The organism is Streptomyces sp. NPDC041108, from assembly GCF_055592645.1.
In genome coordinates this window covers 273,563-291,555 of record NZ_JBVIYK010000005.1, presented here as the reverse complement: position 1 = coordinate 291,555, position 17,993 = coordinate 273,563, and the positions used below count along the sequence as shown (strand labels likewise).

The following is a 17,993-nucleotide window of genomic DNA, read 5'->3' as shown; positions in this document are numbered from 1 at the left end:
AGTTCATCCCTGGGTCTGCTGGATAGCTTCGCGAAGCACCTGGCGGTCGTCGAAGGGACGGACCACGCCGGCGATGTCCTGGCCCTGCTCGTGGCCCTTGCCCGCGACCAGCACGGTGTCGCCCGGCTGTGCGCGCGCCACCGCCGCGGCGATCGCGGCGGCCCGGTCCTCGAAGAGGAGGACCTCGCCGCGCTCGTGCGCCGGGACGGACGCCGCGCCTTCGAGCATCGTCGCGAGGATCGCGAGAGGGTCCTCGGAGCGGGGGTTGTCGGAGGTCAGTACGGCCGTGTCGGAGAGCCGGGCCATGGCGGCGCCCATCGGCGCGCGCTTGGTCGTGTCCCGGTCGCCGCCGCAGCCGAGCACGATGTGCAGACGGCCCTCGGTGACCTTGCGCAGTGCCTTGAGGACCGACTCGACGGCGTCCGTCTTGTGGGCGTAGTCGACGACCGCGAGGTAGGGCTGACCGGCGTCCACGCGCTCCAGCCGGCCCGGCACGCCCGGTACGGCGGCGACGCCGTCCGCGGCGGTCTGCGGGTCGATCCCGGCGACGGCCAGCGCGGTGACGGCCGCGAGGGTGTTGGCGACGTTGAAGGAGCCGGGCAGCGGCGACCTGGCGCTGATCCGCTCGCCCTTGGGTCCCACCACCGTGAACGTCGAGTCCATGGGGCCGACGCGGACGTCCTCGGCGCGCCAGTCGGCGTCCGGGTGCCCCTCGGCGGAGAAGGTCACGACCGGGACGGTGGCCTCGTCGACGAGCCGCCGGCCATAGGCGTCGTCGAGGTTGACGACGCCTAGCCTGCTGCGTTCCGGTGTGAACAGCTGTGCCTTGGCCTGGAAGTAGTCCTCCATGCCGGAGTGGAACTCCATGTGCTCCGGGCTGAGGTTGTTGAAGACCGCCACGTCGAAGACGCAGCCGTCGACCCGGCCGAGGACCAGTGCGTGGCTGGACACCTCCATGACGACCGAGTCGACACCGCGTTCACGCATGACCGCGAACAGGGCCTGCAGGTCGGTGGCCTCGGGGGTGGTCCGCTCGGACTTGATGCGCTCGTCGCCGACGCGCATCTCGACCGTGCCGATGAGGCCCGTGGAACGCACGGCCTGCAGACCGCCCTCGACGAGATACGCGGTGGTGGTCTTGCCGGAGGTGCCGGTGATGCCGATCTGGAGCAGGTCTCGGCCCGGGTGACCGTAGATCGTGGCCGCCAGCTCGCCCATCCGCGCGCGCGGGTCGTCCACCACGAGCGCCGGGAGTCCGGCGGTGGCGGCGCGCTCGGCGCCGCTCGGGTCGGTGAGCACGGCGACGGCGCCGAGGCCGGCCGCCTGGTCCGCGAAGTCGGCTCCGTGCAGCCGGGCGCCGGGCAGGGCGGCGTACAGGTCGCCGGGTCGCACGGCGCGCGAGTCATGGGTGATGCCCGTGACCTCCGCGGCGCTCCCCGGGTGCTCGGCGCCCAGCTGGCCGGCGAGGTCCGCGAGGGATGTGGCGGAGACCTGGAGCGGCCTGGGCGGTCCCGGATATGTCACGGGAACGTCCTTCTGGGTGGTTTGGGACTGATCAGCGTGTGGCACGGCGGTGAGCGTACCGGGCGCACCCCCGGCGGGGCGAAGCGAGGGTTTGTGCGAGCGGGGCCGCGGTGGGTGGTCCCCCGGGCCGGGAGTGATCATGGTCACGAGGCGGTTCCTGGCTGGTTGCGCTGATCGGCGGGCGGATCGGGTGGGGGCGGAGGCGGGTCAGGGCGTGAAGGCGACCGGCAGGTTCGCCGGCTTCGCCCCGGTGGGCGGGACCTGGAGGGTCTTCAGGGCGAACTCCATGACCTCCTTGTAGATGGGTCCGCAGATCTGGCCGCCGAAGTAGTTGCCCTTGGTGGCGTTCTGGATCGCGCAGTAGACGGTGATCCTCGGGTTGTCGGCGGGCGCGAACCCGGCGAAGGACGAGGTGTAGCCGCGGTAGCGGCCGGTGGCCGGATCCACACGGTTGGCCGTACCCGTCTTGCCCGCGACCCGGTAGCCGGGGATGCGCGCCCTGGTGCCGGTGCCCTCCTCGTCGTCGACGACGGACTCCAGCATCCGGGCGAGGGTCTTCGCCGTCTTCTCGCTCACGACCCGGCTCTTGCCGGGTTTCGGGGCGGGGGTGAAACGGCCGTCCGGTCCCTTGGTGCCCCGTACGAGGGTCGGCTCGACGCGTACGCCGCCGTTGGCGATCGTGGAGTAGACGGAGGCCGCCTGCATGGCGTTCATCGATACGCCCTGGCCGAAAGGGATCGTGTACTGCTGCGAGGTCGACCAGTCGCCGGGCGCGGCGAGGATGCCCTTGGTCTCGCCGGGGAAGCCGAGGCCGGTGTAGCTGCCGATGCCGAACTTGCGCAGGTACGAGTAGAGGATCTTGTTGGACTCGCGCTGGTTCCTGCCGAGTTCGCCGGTGGCGAGGATGGTGCCGATGTTGCTGGACTTGGCGAGGACGCCGTTGAGGGTCAGGTACCAGGTCGGGTGGTCGATGTCGTCCTTGAACAGCCGGTCGCCGCGGTGCAGCCGGTTGGGCACGGTGACATGGGTGCCCGGGGTGGCGACGTTCTCCTCCAGCACGGCGGCCATCGACATGACCTTGGCGGTGGAGCCGGGCTCGTAGGCGTCCTGGAGGGCCGCGTTGCCGAGCGCGTCCGGGTTCGCCTTCGTGAGGTCGTTGGGGTCGAAGCCGGGCGAGTTGGCCATAGCGAGGATCTCGCCGGTGCGGGTGTCCTGCACGATGACGTACCCGCGGTCGGCCTTGGACTTCTTCACCTGGTCGGTGATGGCGTTCTGCGCGGCCCACTGGATGTCGCGGTCGATGGTCAGCTCGACGTCGGAGCCGGCCACGGCGGGGGTCTCGGTGGAGCCCGCGGTGGGCACGAGACGGCCGCCGGACTGGGCGTAGCGGATCTTGCCGTCCTTGCCCGACAACCGGCTGTTCCACTGCTGCTCGATGCCGCCGCCGCCCTTGCCCTCGGCGTTGACCCAGCCCAGTATCCCGGCGGCGAGGCCGCCGTTGGGGTACACGCGCTGGCTGCTGGGCTCCTGGAAGACGCCGGCCAGGACGTTGACCGTGCCCTTCTCGTCGCCGGACCGCTGCACGAGGGCGGACCTCAGGTCGCTGATCTGGTTCCAGACCTGGGGGGTCTGGCGGCGGGCGAGGACGACGTAGCGCGTGTTCCGGGCGCTCAGCTTCTCGGTGAGCGCCTCCTGGTCCGCGCCGAGGATCGGCGCGAGGAGCGCGGCCGCCTGCTCGGGTCCGTCGTCGATCTTCAGCTGGTCGCGCGTGAACATCGTCGGGTCGGCCGTGATGTCGTTGGCGTCGGTGCTGATCGCCAGGGCCACGCCGTTGCGGTCGGTGATCCCGCCCCGCTCGGCGGCCAGCACCCGGCCGACGTACCGGTTCCGGTCGGCCTTGGAGGCGTACTCGCTCGCGTCGACGGCCTGCACCTGCAGGAGCCGTACGACGAAGGCGATCATCACCAGGGTCAGCGCGAGGCTGACCATGCGCAGCCGGGGGCGGGGGCTGCCCAGCCGGATGGTGCGCGCGGCCGGCTGCCGGGGCGGGGCCGGGCGGCGCTGCGCGGCGGGACGCGCGCCGGGGCCCGGCCGGCGCTGCTGGCCCCCCGGGCGCGCCGGCCGGGCGGGTCCGGGTACGCGGCGGCGGGGGGGCTGCCTGCCTGAATCGGCCACTTCCGTCACCTGCCGGGGGTCGTCGGGAGCTGGGTGGACTGTACGGACGGGCTGGTGGGTGTGGGGGGCGGGGCGGGGGTGTCCCCGGCCGCCGGGGTCCACGCGGGCGGCTGCGCCGGCGTCGCGGTGGCGTGGGGCGTGGGGCTCGGAGTGGTCCTGGAAGTGGTGCTGGGAGCGAGGGCCGGGCTCGGGGGCGGCGGGCCGGGGTCGAGGATCTCGGGCGCGAGGACGAGCGGCATCCGGGCCACGGCCTGCCGGGCGGCGCTCGGTACGCCCTCGACCGTGCCGTCGGGGTTCAGGAAGGCCGGGTCTCCGCCGGGGACCATGCCCAGTTCGCGGGCGCGGCGCTGGAGGGCGTCGGGGGCGGAGTAGGCGTCCACGTCGCGCTGGAGCGCCTGTTCCTCGTCGGTGTAGCTCTTGACGTCGTCCTGGAGGTCGTCGAGCTTGAACGACCCTTCACTGAGAGCGGAGTTCAGTACGAGGAGACCGATGAGGCCGCCGCCCAGCAGCAGGACGACGAGGAGGACGAAGGGAGTGCGCGCCGCCCCCTTGGGCCGCACGGGCAGGAGCCGCGCGAGACGGGCGGCCCTGCCTCTCAGTTCGGGTTTCCTGCTCACGCGTCCTCCCAGTGAGTTCGGTTCCCGGACTCACTCACCGTCCCCGCGAGTTCGCTTGTCGGACTCACTCACCGTCACCCCTCACGCACCGTGTACGGCCGCCTCGTGGGGCTCGTTCGCCTCACGCACCTCATTCAAGGTTCTCCCGCACGCGCTCCGCACCGCGCAGACGCGCGGGGGCGGCGCGCCGGTTCTCGGCGACCTCTTCCTCGGTGGGAAGTTCGGCACCGCGGGTGAGGAGCTTGAGCCTCGGCTGGTAGCGCTCGGGGACCACGGGCAGTCCGGGGGGCGCGGTGACGGCGGCCCCGGCGGCGAACACCTGCTTGACGAGGCGGTCCTCCAGCGAGTGGTAGGACAGCACGGCGATCCGGCCGCCGACCGCGAGGGCCTTCACGGCGGCGGGGACCGCCCGCTCCAGGACGGTGAGTTCGCCGTTGACCTCGATGCGCAGCGCCTGGAAGGTGCGCTTGGCGGGGTTGCCGCCGGTGCGCTTGGCCGCCTGCGGCAGGGAGTCGCGGATCAGTTCGACGAGGCGGGCGCTGTTGGTGAAGGGCTCCTTGTCGCGCTCGCGCACGATCGCGGAGACGATCCGCTTGGCCTGCTTCTCCTCGCCGTACGCCCGCAGGATCCGGACGAGTTCGCCCGCCGGGTAGGTGTTCAGGACCTCGGCCGCGCCGATGCCGGTCGTCTGGTCCATCCGCATGTCGAGGGGGGCGTCCTGGGCGTACGCGAAGCCCCGGTCGGCCTCGTCGAGCTGCATGGAGGAGACGCCGAGGTCGAACAGCACACCCTGGACGCGCGGGAGACCCAGGCGGTCCAGTACGTCGGGGAGTTCGTCGTAGACCGCGTGCACGAGGGTGGCGCGCTCGCCGAAGGGGGCGAGCCGTTCACCGGAGAGGCGCAGCGCCTCCTTGTCACGGTCGAGGGCGACGAGCCGCGCCTCGGGGAACCGGGTGAGGAGGGCCTCGCTGTGGCCGCCGAGGCCGAGTGTGCAGTCGACCACCACCGCGCCGGGCTCCGTGAGGGCCGGGGCCAGCATGTCCAGGCAGCGCCGGAGCATGACGGGGACGTGGCGGCTGTTGCTCAAGGGGCCCTCTCAGGTCCGGCGCGAGCCGCACGTACGCGCCGCGCACGCGGGGAGACGCCGGGGTGTCGCCGGTTCTCCTGGGGATTCAAGTCCAGCGAGGGGCCTCGCCCCCGCTCCGCGTCACTCTAGTCCACGGTCCATCGCGGTCAATCAACCGGCCTGCGCGTCGCGGTGCCTCCTGCGGGTGAACCGGTGACGCAGGAGAAATCACCTGTACGGTCGAGATTCGGCCACTCGTGTGGGTTACCTCACAACAAGTCTCGATGACGTTCTTTGTCCTCTCTCACAGAGCGCCCTCGGCGGCCGTGACCAGTACCGTCATGGTTATGACGACCTCCGCAGCAATTCCCACCGGCCCCGAAGGCGCCATATCCGACGGCACCGTCACCGACCGTCTCGTCGAGGCGAACCAGCGGTACGCGGCCGCGTTCACCGACCCCGGGATGGACGCCCGCCCCGTCCTGCGCGTCGCGGTCGTGGCCTGCATGGACGCCCGCCTCGACCTCCACGACGCGCTCGGCCTGGAGCTGGGCGACTGTCACACCATCCGCAACGCGGGCGGCGTGGTCACCGACGACGTGATCCGCTCCCTGACCATCAGCCAGCGCAAGCTCGGCACCCGCAGCGTCGTCCTCATCCACCACACCGGCTGCGGTCTGGAGGCCCTCACCGAGGACTTCCGCACCGAGCTGGAGACGGAGGTCGGTCAGCGTCCGGCCTGGGCGGTGGAGTCCTTCCGGGACGTGGACCAGGACGTACGGCAGTCCATGCAGCGGGTGCGCACCAACCCGTTCCTGCTGCACTCCGACGACGTGCGCGGCTTCGTCTTCGATGTGAAGACGGGCCTGCTGCGGGAGATCGACCCGGCCTGAGCAGTCGAACCGGGCCGTGCGGGACCCTTCTCCTACCGCCGGAGAGCGGTCCCGCGCAGCCCCGGTTTCCTGTCAATCTGCTGGCATCTCGACTGACAAAAGACCACAGATCCGGCATATCGCAGACCGTTGTCCACAGGCGAGTGACACGGATTGGTAACGGCAGCAAGAATGCGGATGTGACGTCACGCTGAGCAGTTCGCGCGTGGTGTCCGTGTTTCGGGGTGGGCCGGTCCGCATCGCAGAGCGACGGCCCGGAGAAAGAACGGGCCGAGGAGGGCCGGGTGACGACCTATGACGATCGAGCGAGCCTCACTGATCTGACCAGCACTGTGGAGCGAGTCCGCAGTTCTGTCGAACGAGTGATCGAGGGCAAGCCTGAGGTCGTACGGCTTTCGCTGACAGTGCTGCTCGCCGAGGGACATCTTCTGATCGAGGATGTCCCCGGCGTCGGCAAGACCATGCTGGCCAAGGCACTGGCGCGGTCCATCGACTGCTCGGTGCGGCGTATCCAGTTCACGCCGGACCTGCTGCCGTCGGACATCACGGGCGTGTCCATCTGGGATCAGCAGCGCAAGGAGTTCGAGTTCAAGCCCGGCGCGATCTTCTCTCAGATCGTGATCGGCGACGAGATCAACCGAGCCTCGCCGAAGACGCAGTCCGCGTTGCTGGAGTCCCTGGAGGAGCGCCAGGTCACCATCGACGGCACGACCTACGAGCTGCCCAGCCCCTTCATGGTGGTGGCCACGCAGAACCCCGTGGAGATGGAGGGCACCTACCCGCTGCCGGAGGCCCAGCGCGACCGCTTCATGGCCCGTGTCTCCGTGGGGTACCCGAGCCCGGAGGCCGAGCTGCAGATGCTCGACGTCCACGGCGGCGTCTCGCCGCTGGAGGACATGCAGCCGGTGGCGCACGCGCACGAGATCGTGAAGCTGATCGAGGCCGTCCGGGGCGTGCACGTCGCGGAAACGGTCCGGCGGTACGCGGTGGACCTGGTCGGCGCCACCCGCAGCCACCCGGATCTCAGACTCGGCGCCTCGCCGCGCGCCACGCTGCATCTGCTGCGTGCGGCGAGGGCGACCGCCGCCCTGAGCGGCCGGGAGTACGCCCTGCCGGACGACATCCAGTCGCTGGCCGTGGCCATCCTCGCCCACCGGCTGCTGCCCACCGCCCAGGCCCAGCTCAACCGCCGTACGCCGGAGCAGGTCGTGCAGGAGATCCTGCAGCGCACGCCCGTACCGCAGGCGCCCCAGGCGCAGAGCGGCTTCGGCTCGGTCCACTCCACGCCCGCGTATCCGCAGCAGCCGCCGCGGAGGCTTGGATGACCACCCCCGGGCCGGCGCCCACCCCGGAGCAGGACAAGGGCGGGCTGCGGACGGCCCTCGCCGGCCTCACCACCCGCGGGCGCTCCTTCCTGGCCGCCGGGATGGCGGCCGCCGTCTGCGCGTACGTCCTCGGGCAGAGCGATCTGCTGCGGGTGGGCCTGCTGCTGGCCGTGCTGCCGCTGGTCTGCACGACCGTGCTGTACCGCACCCGCTACCGGGTCGCGGGCAGCCGCCGGCTGTCCCCCGCGCGGGTGCCGGCGGGCGGCGAGGCCCGTGTGCATCTGCGGATGGACAACGTCTCGCGGCTGCCCACCGGGCTGCTGATGCTCCAGGACCGGGTGCCCTACGTGCTCGGTCCGCGCCCGAGGTTCGTGCTGGACCGGGTGGAGGCGGGCGGCCGCCGCGAGGTGTCGTACCGCGTCCGTTCCGATCTGCGCGGCCGGTATCCGCTCGGCCCGCTCCAGCTGCGCCTGACCGACCCGTTCGGCATGTGCGAGCTGACCCGCTCCTTCTCCACGTACGACACCCTGACCGTCGTCCCGCGGGTGGAGGCGCTGCCACCGGTGCGTCTCGGCGGGGAGGCGAAGGGGTACGGCGACGGTCGGCAGCGCTCGCTGGCGCTGGCCGGCGAGGACGACGTGCTCCCGCGCGGCTACCGGCACGGCGACGACCTGCGCCGGGTGCACTGGCGCTCGACCGCGCGCTACGGCGAGCTGATGGTGCGCCGCGAGGAGCAGCCGCAGCGCGCCCGCTGCACGGTGCTGCTGGACACCCGGGCCGAGGCGTTCCTCGGCGCGGGCCCGGACTCGGCCTTCGAGTGGGCCGTCTCCGGCGCCGCCTCCGCGCTGGTCCACATGCTCGAACGGGGCTTCTCCGTACGGCTGCTGACGGACACCGGCAGTTCGGTGCCCGGCGAGGGGGCGGACGGGTTCGCGGGTGCCGGCCAGGGGTCCGCCGACGCGGCGGGGCTGATGATGGACACCCTCGCGGTGATCGACCACTCCGACGGCTCGGGCCTCTCCCCCGCCTACGACGCGCTGCGCGGCGGCAACGAGGGGCTGCTGATCGCCTTCCTCGGCGACCTCGACGAGGAGCAGGCGACGGTGATCGGCAAGATGCGCCGGCGCGGCGGCGGCGCGGTCGCCTTCCTGCTGGACAGCGAGACGTGGACGACCGAGACGGGCGAGGTGCCCGGTGCCGGGAGCGCGAGCGAGGAGTCGCTGCAGCTGCTGCACGAGGCGGGCTGGACGGCGCTGACCGTCCCGCGCGGCGCCTCGCTGGCGGACCTGTGGCGGCAGGCGGACCGGCAGCGTCTCGGTGTGCTGTCCGGAAGCGGCATGGAGGGACGGTCATGAGCGGGCGGGCGAGGCTGGCGCTGTGCGCCTGGGCCGCGACGATCATGGCGGCGTGCGCGCTGCTGCCGCTGGTCGACCCGGCGACGTGGATCTTCCAGGCGGCCCTGATGCTGGGTGTGCTGACCGCCGTGGGAGCGCTCACCCGCCGGGTCCCGCTGGCGCGGCCGCTGACCGTGGCCGCGCAGGCGCTGGCCGCGCTGATGATGCTGACGCTGGTCTTCGCCCGCGAGCAGGCGGTGGCCGGGATCGTCCCCGGCCCGGAGGCGTTGCAGCACTTCGCGGAGCTGCTGCGGTCGGGCGCGGACGATGTCGGGCGGTACGCCATCCCGGCGCCGCTGAGCGACGGCATCCAGCTGATGATCATCGGCGGTGTGCTGGTGATAGGCCTCATGGTCGACGCGCTCGCGGTGACGTTCCGCAGCGCGGCCCCGGCCGGCCTGCCGCTGCTCGCGCTGTACTCGGTCGCGGCGGGCCTGTCCGACGGCGCCGCGTGGCTGTGGTTCCTGCTGGCCTCCGCCGGCTATCTGCTGCTGCTCCTGACCGAGAGCCGCGACCGGCTCTCGCAGTGGGGCCGGGTCTTCGGCGGCGCGCCGCACGGCCCGCGCGCGGAGTCCGCGGGCGGCGCGGTGGCCCCGGTCCGCACGGGGCGGCGCATCGGCGCGGTCGCGCTGGGCATCGCCCTGGTGGTGCCGCTCGGGCTGCCCTCCCTAGACGGGGGACTGCTGAGCGGCACGGGCACCGGCATCGGCGGGGGCTCGGGCGGCGGCACGATCTCCGCGGTGAACCCCGTGGTGGCGCTGAGCGGCAGCCTGAACGTGGACGAGGACCGCCAGGTGCTCTCCTACCGCACCAACACGGACAACACGCAGGAGATGTATCTGCGGATCGTGTCCCTGGACAGGTTCGACGGCACCTCCTGGACGCCGACCGAGCGCTCCATCACCGAGGTGCCGGAGGAGTTCGGCACGCCCATCGGGCTCGCCTCGGACGTGAAGCGGACCTCGATCGAGACCCGGATCGTCGCGGCGGAGGACTACGAGCAGAACTGGCTGCCGATGCCGTACCCGGTCTCCAGCGTCGACATCGACGGCGACTGGCGGTACGAGCCCGTGGGGCGCACCCTGGTCGGCGACCACGGCCAGGACACCAAGGGCGCCCAGTACAAGGTCGAGAGCCTGATCGTGCAGCCCACGGCGGAGCAGCTGGCCTCGGCGCCGGAGCCGCCGCCGTCCCTGCGGCGGGAGTACACCAAGGTCCCGGCCTCGCTGCCGCCGGTGGTGGCGCAGACCGCGCTGGACGTCACCGAGGGCGCGACGAACGACTACGAGCGGGCGGTGAAGCTGCAGGACTGGTTCGCGTTCAGCGGCGAGTTCACGTACGACACCGAGGTGCGTTCCGGGACGGGCGCGCGGGCGATAGCCCGGTTCCTCCAGGACAAGGAGGGCTTCTGCGTCCACTTCTCGTTCGCGATGGCGTCGATGGCCCGGACCCTGGGCATACCGGCCCGGGTGGCCGTGGGCTTCACGCCCGGCACCCCGCAGACGAACGGCACGATGTCGGTGGGCCTGCGTGACGCGCACGCCTGGCCCGAGCTGTACTTCGAGGGTGTGGGCTGGACCCGCTTCGAGCCGACCCCCAACCGGGGCTCGACTCCTCAGTACACGGTGGCGGAGGACCCCGGCACGGGTGGTCTGCCCGACGTGCCCCGGCCCTCGCAGTCGGCGTCCACGGCCCCGTCGGCCGCGCCGTCGGCGAGCGAGAGCTGCACCCCGCAGGAGGTGAAGCTGGCGGCCTGCGCGAGCGAGTCCGCGGTGGCCGTGGCGGGTCCGGACGACGAGGAGCGTTCGTTGTGGGGGCTGCTGTTCTTCTCCCCCTGGACCCTGTTGGTCCTGCCGGGGGCACTCCTGCTGCTGGCGATCCCGCTGCTGCCCATGCTGTGGCGGCTGCGAGTCCGCTCCGTACGGCTGGGCGCGCATGACGGCGCGATCCCGAAGGGGGCCCGCGCGCCCGCCGGCGCGCGGGAGGTGACCGAGGAGGCGGACGGACCGCCGGGCTCTCCCGCGCATCCGGGCGGAGCCGGCGGGTACGGCCGTACGGAGGCCGCGGCGGCACACGCGCTGGCCGCCTGGCAGGAGGTGACCGACACGGCCTGGGACTTCGGGATCGGGCCGGACGAGTCGCAGACGCCGCGCAAGGCCGCCGCGCGGATCGTACGGCTCGGGGAACTCGAACCGTCGGCCGCGGACGCGGTGCACCGGGTGGCGGCGGCGGTGGAGCAGGTCCTCTTCGCTCCGCGTCCGCAGGTACCGGCTGGTCTGGCCCGGGACGCGCACCAGGTCGGGGTCGGCCTCCGGGCGCACGCCGACCGCCGGACGAAGCTGCGGGCACTGCTGCTGCCGCGTTCGACCGTTCGGGTGGTCTGGGACCTCTCCGCACGCTGGGGGCGGGCCATGGACGAGCTGCTGGTCCGCGTCCAGACGCTGAGGCTGCCCCGGCGACGCCCCTCGCCGGGCCGGCCCGGCTAGCGGCGGCCAGGCCTACGGCTCCGCACGTGTCTGCCCCCGCCGGCTTCGCCCGGCGGGGGCAGACGTGCGCAGGGGGCGCGGGGGTGGGTGGAGGAGACGTCGTACGGGGCCGCGCTCGGCCGGGCCGGCTGTGGTCCGCTCCGGCCGGCGCAGAGCGCGGCCACCCCGAGGCGGTGAGGTTGTTCGAATTTCGGGCATGCACGAAGGGTGACCGCCCCTCGGGTGGTCACCCTTCGTGCGTGTTCAGTTCAGCTGTGGCTGTCGGATCGGCGATCCGGCGGACTCAGTGGCCGCCCTGCTCGTCACGACGACGCTGCCAGCGCTGTTCGATTCGGTCCATCATGGAGCGGCGCTGTCGGGCCTGACGACGCCCACCGGCGGAGCCTGCGGCACCCGTGGGCTGCTCACCCGGCTTGGGGGCCTTGCGCCAACCGGTGACGGCGAGCACGGCGCAGCCCAGCATGACGAGGAACCCCACCACGCTGACCCAGATCTGCTGTGCGACCATTCCGGCCATGAGGAGCGCGATACCCACCAGAAAGCCCGCGACCGCCTGGTAGACCCGCCGCCGGGTGTACGTACGCAGCCCGCTTCCCTCGAGCGCTGACGCGAACTTGGGATCTTCGGCGTACAGCGCTCGCTCCATCTGCTCGAGCATGCGCTGCTCGTGCTCTGAGAGCGGCACGGAGTCCTCCTCATCGTGCGGTCGCCGGGGCGACCCGGGGGGTCCTCTTCAGGATAGGCAGGGAATCGCCCCCTTGAAACCCGCCCCTCTACGCCAATTCGCCAACCGGAACCCGCCATGGCACCCCGACTCGCTGAGGTGTGAATTCCCCAGCGGACGGCCCGTCATGCCGGAACGGTCTCCCTCGATCATACGGCTCCCGGCGCCCGATCGGGGGGCCTGTGGCGTACTCCATCCGCCGCCGAGGCCCTGATCAGGGGGTCACCCCATTCGTCCCGGGGGACGGATCAGGACCCGGCGGCCCCTCGCGTCTCGCCCAGCACGTGCAGTTGTGTGGCCACGGAGTGGAAGGCGGGCAGTTCGGCGACCGCGGCCTCCAGCTTGAGCAGGGCGTCCATGGCGCCGGGCTCGGTGTCCACGAGGACGCCGGGGACCAGGTCGGCGAAGACCCGCACGCCGTGCACGGCGGCGACCTCCAGGCCCGCGCCCTCGACGAGCGCGGTGAGCTGCTCGGCGGTGAACCGGTGGGGAACCGGATCACCCTCGCCCCAGCGTCCGTTCGGGTCGTCGAGCGCCTGCCGGGCTTCCTTGAAGTGTCCGGCGAGGGCTCGCGCGAGGACCGCCCCGCCCAGGCCGGCGGCGAGCAGGCTGAGCACGCCTTCGGGCCGCAGCGCGGCGACCGCGTTGCCGATGCCCTCGGCGGGGTCGTCCACGTACTCCAGGACGCCGTGGCAGAGCACGGCGTCGTACCCGCCGCGCTCGGCGACGTCGAAGAGGCCGTGCGCGTCGCCCTGGACACCGCGCACCCGGTCGGCGACGCCGGCCTCGGCGGCCCGGCGCTCCAGCGCGAACAGCGCGTTCGGGCTGGGGTCGACGACGGTGACGCGGTGGCCGAGACGGGCCACGGGCACGGCGAAGTTGCCGCTGCCGCCCCCGGTGTCCAGGACGTCGAGCGACTCGCGTGCCGTGGCCTTCACCCGGCGGTCGAGGGCGTCTCGCAGGACCTCCCAGACCACGGCGGTACGGAGGGAGGCGCGGGGGCGCATCGGGTCCGACACGGCAGTTGACTCCTCGGCGCGGCACCGCCTGGTGTACGGCGGAGCGATGGACTTGCGTCTCCGCCGGGCCGGGGGCCGCGGCGGAGGTGGCGACTGCCCCAACCCTAATGGGCGGCGCCGGGGCGGTCGGTCAGCCCGCGTCCGGGACCCCCGGATCGCCGTCCCGCCGGGGCTGGGGCAGCACCGGCTGGAGCACCAGCATCCGTTCGACCAGGCGCAGGAACATCGCCACGTCGCGTATCAGGTCGTCGGCGTCCCGGGCGCTCGCCGCGCCCCGGATTCCCGCCTCGGCACGCGCCCTGCGGGCGGCGCCGGCAGCGAACAGCGCGCTCCACTCGGCGAGTTCGGGCGCTATCTCGGGGAGCACCTCCCAGGCGCTGCGGATCTTCGCGCGGCGCTTCGGGGTGGGTTCCGGGCGGCCCCGGGCGGCGAGCACCGCGGCGGCGGTGCGCAGGGCGGCGAGGTGGGCGGTGGCGTACCGCTCGTTGGGCGCCTGGTGGGCGGAGGCCTCGTCGAGTCCGGAGCGGGCCTGGGCGAGCAGGTCGAGGGCGGCGGGCGGGGCCGTCGCCCGGCGCAGCACGGGGTGCACGTCGCTCACCGGGCCGGTCAGTGAGGGGGCAGGGCCGGTGGCGCGGCGCCGGTTGGCGGCTGCTGCGGGGTGGCTGGCCATGACGAACCTCCTGTCGTCTTCGGACGGCACGCTCTGATACGAGGTGCCGTATGTGCTCATCGTGCGGTATGCCACTGACAATCCGTTCTGACCTGCTCTTTTGCTTCGAGCAGAAGTTCGGAGTACTTTTTGCACTGACCAGTCAGTTCAAAGAAACACAGAGGGGCTTGAGGGCATGGGAGAGCCGCGGGAGGCGGACGCCCGGCAGGGGACGGCCGAGGGCGTCGCCGTCGGCGCCGAGGGGTTCGGGCTGAAGGGGCCGCGGGGGTGGGCGTTCCGGGGTGTCGGGTTCGACGCCGAGGCCGGTTCACTGATCGCGGTCGAAGGGCCGTCCGGGTCGGGCCGCACCTGCCTGCTGCTCGCGCTGACCGGCCGTATGAAGCCGAGCGAGGGCCACGCCACGGTCGGCTCCCTGCGGCTGCCGAAGCGGATGGCGGACGTACGCCGGGTCAGCGCCCTCGCCCATGTCCCCGGCGTGACCGACCTGGACCCGGCCCTGACCGTCGGCGAGCACCTGCGTGAACGGGCGCTGCTGCAGCGGCGGTTCGACGGCTCCTTGCGCGGGCTGCTGCGGCCCCGCGCCGAGCGCGCCGCCGAGGCCGAGGGCCGGATCGAGGCCGCCCTGACCGCTGCCGGGCTCGACCGCGCGACCCTGCCCAAGGGCTCCCGGACCGCGGTGCGCGACCTGGACCGGATGGAGGCCCTGCGGCTGTCCGTCGCCCTCGCCCTCGTCGGGCGGCCCCGGCTGCTCGGGGTCGACGACACCGACCTGAAGCTCTCCGACGCCGAACGGGCCGCGATGTGGGCCCTGTTGAGGTCCCTCACCGAGTCCGGCATCACGGTGGTGGCGGTCTGCAGCGAAGCACCTCAGGGGGCGGTCGTGGTGTCCACCGACGCCACCGACGACCCGGACGACGCCACCGCCACCGCCACCGCCACGGACACGGACACCGCCACGGACACCGACAAGGAGACGGCCGATGCGCTCGCCGAAACTCGCCGCGCTTGAGCTGAAGCGCTTCGGCCGCGGAAAACTGCCGCGCGCCGCGCTGGTCTCGCTCCTGTTGCTGCCGCTGCTGTACGGCGCCCTGTACCTGTGGTCCTTCTGGGACCCGTACGGACGGCTCGACCGCATCCCCGTGGCCCTGGTGAACGACGACAAGGGAGCGTCGGTCGGCAAGGAGAGGCTGACGGCGGGCGACGACATCGCCGACGGGCTGCGCGAGAGCGACACCTTCGAGTGGCACCGGGTGAGCGCCGCCGAGGCCCGCGCCGGTGTCGAGGACGGCACGTACTACCTGTCGCTGACCATGCCGAAGGACTTCAGCGAGCGGATCGCGTCGAGTTCCGGAGACGTTCCGGAGACGGGCGCCCTGCAGGTGCGGACGAACGACGCGAACAACTACATCGTCGGGCAGATCTCGCGGACCGTGTTCTCGGAGGTGCGGACGGCGGCGTCGACGAAGGCGTCGCGGTCGTTCCTGGACCGGATCTTCATCTCGTTCTCGGACCTGCACGGGAAGACCGAGGAGGCGGCCGACGGCGCCGACGACCTCAAGGGCGGCATCGACAAGGCCGAGAAGGGGTCCAGGGACCTCGCGGACGGCCTGCGGACGGCCAAGGAGGGCAGCGGAAAGCTGTCCGGCGGTCTGAGCGACCTGGACAAGGGCGCCGGGGACCTGGAGGACGGCGCCCAGCAGGTCGCGGACGGCACCGGGAAGCTCGCCGACAAGGTGGGCGCCGCGGCGGACCAGGTACGGCCCTTCCTCGCGAAGAACGGCGACACGATCGCCGACACCGCCACCCTGGTCGCCGACTCGGCGGCCACGATCCGCGAGCACCTCGACGCGTTCGTGACGACGGCACCGGCCGCCGCGACCGGCACCCGTACCGCCTCCGACACCCTCGACGACGTCTACCGGCGCCGGTGCGAGGACCCGGTTCTGCCCGACGCGGCCTGCGCGGACCTGAAGAAGGCCAAGGAGGCGGCGGCGAAGGCGGCCGTGCTCGCCGAGGACGTCAACACCGTGGTGAAGAACTACGGCGGTGACATGAAGGCCTTCGACAAGGACCTGCAGACCCTGGAGAAGCAGGCCCGCGCCCTCGCGAAGGCCGCGCCCACCCTGTCCACCGACCTCGACGACGCCGTCGCCAAGGTGAACGCGCTCGACACCGGTGCCACGAAGGTCGCCAAGGGTGCCAAGACCCTGCACACCGGCCTCGGCACCGCCAAGACCGGCGCGGCGGACCTGGACACGGGCGTCGGCGCGCTGAAGACGGGCGCGGCCGACCTCAAGGGCGGCATGTACAAGCTGGCCGACGGCTCGGGGAAGCTGGCGGGCGGTCTGCACGACGGGGCCGAGAAGATCCCCGACTACGACGAGCGGGACCGCGACAAGCGCACCGAAGTGATGGCCGACCCTGTGCAGTTGGCCACCAAGGACCTGCACAAGGCGCCCAACTACGGCACCGGGTTCGCCCCGTACTTCATCCCGCTGTCCCTGTGGGTGGGCGCCATGGTGGCGTACATGCTGATCCAGCCGCTCAACCGGCGGGCTCTCGCGGCGGGCGCCTCGGCCTGGCGGATCGCGGTGGCGGGCTGGCTGCCGGTGGCCGCGCTGGGCGTGCTGCAGACGGTCGCGCTGATGGCGGTGCTGCACTGGGCGGTCGGCCTGGAGATGGCGCGGGCGGCCGGCACGGTGGGCTTCCTGTTCCTGGTGACGGCGTGCTTCGCGGCGATCGTGCAGTGGCTCAACGCGCGGTTCGGGGCGGCGGGCCGGATCCTCGTCCTCGCCTTCCTGATGCTCCAGTTGACGTCCGCGGGCGGTACGTACCCCGTGCAGACCAGCCCCGGATTCTTCAACGCGGTCCACCCCTTCCTGCCGATGAGCCATGTCGTCGACGCGCTCAGGAGGCTCATCACCGGCGGCGGCCTCGGCCCGGTCTGGCAGGCGTGCGCGGTGCTGGTGGCCTTCACCGTCGGTTCCCTCGCGCTGACCGCCGTGTCCGCCCGCCGCAAGCAGGTGTGGACCCTGGACCGGTTGCACCCGGAGTTGAGCCTGTGACCGCGCACGGCACGGTTCCTGTGACAATCAGGGCCATGGAAAGCAGCAACTCCCCCGGCGGCGCAGGCGGGGGCCGTCGCGAGGCGACCCGGCAGAAACTCTACGAAGCGGCCGTCACCCTCATCGCGGAGCAGGGGTTCTCCGCGACCACGGTCGACGAGATCGCCGAACGCGCCGGTGTCGCCAAGGGCACGGTCTACTACAACTTCGCGAGCAAGTCGGTCCTCTTCGAGGAGCTGCTGCGGCACGGAGTGGGGCTCCTCACCGCCTCCCTCCGCGAGGCCGCCGAGCGGACCGCTCAGGAGGGCGGCAGCAGGGTCGACTCGCTGGACGCGATGATCCGGGCCGGGCTCCTCTTCATCGACCGCTACCCCTCCTTCACCCAGCTCTACGTGGCGGAGCTGTGGCGCACCAACCGTGCCTGGCAGTCCACGCTGATGGTCGTCCGGCAGGACGCCGTCGCGGTCGTCGAGGGGGTGCTGCGCGAGGCTGTCGAGGGGGGCGAGCTGAGCGACGAGATCGATGTCGGCCTGACGGCGTCGGCCCTGGTCGGCATGGTCCTGGTGGCCGCGCTGGACTGGAAGGCGTTCCAGCCGGACCGCTCCCTGGACGATGTCCACGCGGCACTGTCCCGGCTGCTCCAGGGCCGGGTGGGCGGAACCCGCTGACCGGGCCGGGACGGAGGGACGGAAGCGCCGGACGAGCCGGAGCGCCGGGCGGGGGGAACGGGGAGAGCGCCGGCCCGAACTGGCAGCGTCCCCCGCGTGCCACCTCGAACCGGCGCTCTCCCCGTTCCCCCGTGCTCCCCCGCTCCCCGTGCTCCCCCGTGCCTCGCTCCCGTCGACTCGCGTCGGCGGAAGGAGCGGTGGGGGCGCGAATGCCGTTCCGCCGCCCCGTGTCGGCGGTACCGCGGTCGCGCCCCTTCCCGTGTCTCCACCTTCTCCTTCGCGCAGGTGGGAGCCCATCCGCGCGCGTACTCATCTCACCGGCTGAGTACGTGTACTCAGCCCTGTGTACTCAGTACCGGCCCCGGCT

14 protein-coding genes are annotated in these 17,993 nt (G+C 72.5%); 7 read left to right on the top strand and 7 right to left on the bottom strand.

Annotated elements, in window-relative coordinates; all coding sequences use genetic code 11:
- Nucleotides 1-3 precede the first annotated feature (3 nt).
- The 4 genes from ACZ6BB_RS17020 to rsmH form a co-directional block, all read right to left on the bottom strand.
- Nucleotides 4-1,671, bottom strand: coding sequence for a UDP-N-acetylmuramoyl-L-alanyl-D-glutamate--2,6-diaminopimelate ligase (locus tag ACZ6BB_RS17020; protein ID WP_471615958.1), 1,668 nt, complete (start codon nt 1,669-1,671; stop codon nt 4-6).
- A gap of 60 nt (nt 1,672-1,731) precedes the next feature.
- Nucleotides 1,732-3,699: a peptidoglycan D,D-transpeptidase FtsI family protein gene (locus tag ACZ6BB_RS17015; RefSeq protein WP_471615957.1), complete on the bottom strand. Its 1,968-nt coding sequence runs from the start codon at nt 3,697-3,699 to the stop codon at nt 1,732-1,734.
- Between the two features lie 5 nt (nt 3,700-3,704).
- Nucleotides 3,705-4,316 (bottom strand): cell division protein FtsL, encoded by a 612-nt coding sequence (gene ftsL, locus ACZ6BB_RS17010; RefSeq protein ID WP_471615956.1) that lies wholly within the window; start codon nt 4,314-4,316, stop codon nt 3,705-3,707.
- 130 nt (nt 4,317-4,446) lie between these two features.
- Complete coding sequence (gene rsmH / locus ACZ6BB_RS17005; protein ID WP_471615955.1) at nt 4,447-5,403, bottom strand: 16S rRNA (cytosine(1402)-N(4))-methyltransferase RsmH; 957 nt, start codon at nt 5,401-5,403, stop codon at nt 4,447-4,449.
- A gap of 326 nt (nt 5,404-5,729) precedes the next feature.
- Here rsmH and ACZ6BB_RS17000 point away from each other — a divergent pair, with 326 nt between their 5' ends.
- The 4 genes from ACZ6BB_RS17000 (at nt 5,730) to ACZ6BB_RS16985 (ending at nt 11,480) form a co-directional block, all read left to right on the top strand.
- The gene (locus ACZ6BB_RS17000; RefSeq protein ID WP_037727961.1) at nt 5,730-6,275 is read left to right on the top strand and encodes a beta-class carbonic anhydrase; all 546 of its coding nucleotides are present in this window, start codon (nt 5,730-5,732) and stop codon (nt 6,273-6,275) included.
- 284 nt (nt 6,276-6,559) lie between these two features.
- The gene (locus ACZ6BB_RS16995; RefSeq protein ID WP_471615954.1) at nt 6,560-7,600 is read left to right on the top strand and encodes an AAA family ATPase; all 1,041 of its coding nucleotides are present in this window, start codon (nt 6,560-6,562) and stop codon (nt 7,598-7,600) included.
- Nucleotides 7,597-8,955: a DUF58 domain-containing protein gene (locus ACZ6BB_RS16990; protein ID WP_471615953.1), complete on the top strand. Its 1,359-nt coding sequence runs from the start codon at nt 7,597-7,599 to the stop codon at nt 8,953-8,955. Before ACZ6BB_RS16995 ends, ACZ6BB_RS16990 begins: the two co-directional genes overlap by 4 nt.
- Nucleotides 8,952-11,480, top strand: coding sequence for a transglutaminase TgpA family protein (locus ACZ6BB_RS16985; protein WP_471615952.1), 2,529 nt, complete (start codon nt 8,952-8,954; stop codon nt 11,478-11,480). The genes ACZ6BB_RS16990 and ACZ6BB_RS16985 overlap by 4 nt, the downstream gene beginning before the upstream one ends.
- Nucleotides 11,481-11,763: 283 nt before the next feature.
- On the opposite strand, the gene ACZ6BB_RS16980 is transcribed toward ACZ6BB_RS16985, so the two are convergent.
- The 3 genes from ACZ6BB_RS16980 to ACZ6BB_RS16970 all read right to left on the bottom strand — a co-directional run bounded on the left by ACZ6BB_RS16980 (nt 11,764) and on the right by ACZ6BB_RS16970 (nt 13,893).
- A complete protein-coding gene (locus ACZ6BB_RS16980; RefSeq protein ID WP_471615951.1) occupies nt 11,764-12,165 on the bottom strand; it encodes a DUF3040 domain-containing protein in 402 nt (133 codons plus the stop codon).
- 287 nt (nt 12,166-12,452) lie between these two features.
- Nucleotides 12,453-13,223, bottom strand: coding sequence for a methyltransferase (locus tag ACZ6BB_RS16975; protein WP_275459106.1), 771 nt, complete (start codon nt 13,221-13,223; stop codon nt 12,453-12,455).
- A gap of 130 nt (nt 13,224-13,353) precedes the next feature.
- Nucleotides 13,354-13,893 (bottom strand): SAV_6107 family HEPN domain-containing protein, encoded by a 540-nt coding sequence (locus tag ACZ6BB_RS16970; protein WP_471615950.1) that lies wholly within the window; start codon nt 13,891-13,893, stop codon nt 13,354-13,356.
- 175 nt (nt 13,894-14,068) lie between these two features.
- On the opposite strand from ACZ6BB_RS16970, the gene ACZ6BB_RS16965 reads away from it, so the two are divergent.
- The 3 genes from ACZ6BB_RS16965 to ACZ6BB_RS16955 are packed head-to-tail and all read left to right on the top strand — an operon-like array spanning nt 14,069 to nt 17,626.
- Entirely contained in the window at nt 14,069-14,902 is an 834-nt protein-coding gene (locus ACZ6BB_RS16965) for an ATP-binding cassette domain-containing protein (RefSeq protein WP_471615949.1), read from the top strand.
- Complete coding sequence (locus ACZ6BB_RS16960; RefSeq protein ID WP_471615948.1) at nt 14,874-16,958, top strand: YhgE/Pip family protein; 2,085 nt, start codon at nt 14,874-14,876, stop codon at nt 16,956-16,958. The genes ACZ6BB_RS16965 and ACZ6BB_RS16960 overlap by 29 nt, the downstream gene beginning before the upstream one ends.
- 35 nt (nt 16,959-16,993) lie before the next feature.
- On the top strand, nt 16,994-17,626 hold the full coding sequence (locus ACZ6BB_RS16955; RefSeq protein ID WP_471615947.1) for a TetR/AcrR family transcriptional regulator: 633 nt from the start codon (nt 16,994-16,996) through the stop codon (nt 17,624-17,626).
- Nucleotides 17,627-17,993 lie beyond the last annotated feature (367 nt).

Bases quoted from the DNA above. Each gene is read 5' to 3' on its own strand.
- ACZ6BB_RS17000 (WP_037727961.1), top strand. From the start codon at position 5,730: ATGACGACCTCCGCAGCAATTCCCACCGGCCCCGAAGGCGCCATATCC.
- ACZ6BB_RS16990 (WP_471615953.1), top strand. From the start codon at position 7,597: ATGACCACCCCCGGGCCGGCGCCCACCCCGGAGCAGGACAAGGGCGGG.
- ACZ6BB_RS16985 (WP_471615952.1), top strand. From the start codon at position 8,952: ATGAGCGGGCGGGCGAGGCTGGCGCTGTGCGCCTGGGCCGCGACGATC.
- ACZ6BB_RS16970 (WP_471615950.1), bottom strand. From the start codon at position 13,893: ATGGCCAGCCACCCCGCAGCAGCCGCCAACCGGCGCCGCGCCACCGGC.
- ACZ6BB_RS16965 (WP_471615949.1), top strand. From the start codon at position 14,069: ATGGGAGAGCCGCGGGAGGCGGACGCCCGGCAGGGGACGGCCGAGGGC.
- ACZ6BB_RS16960 (WP_471615948.1), top strand. From the start codon at position 14,874: ATGCGCTCGCCGAAACTCGCCGCGCTTGAGCTGAAGCGCTTCGGCCGC.
- ACZ6BB_RS16955 (WP_471615947.1), top strand. From the start codon at position 16,994: ATGGAAAGCAGCAACTCCCCCGGCGGCGCAGGCGGGGGCCGTCGCGAG.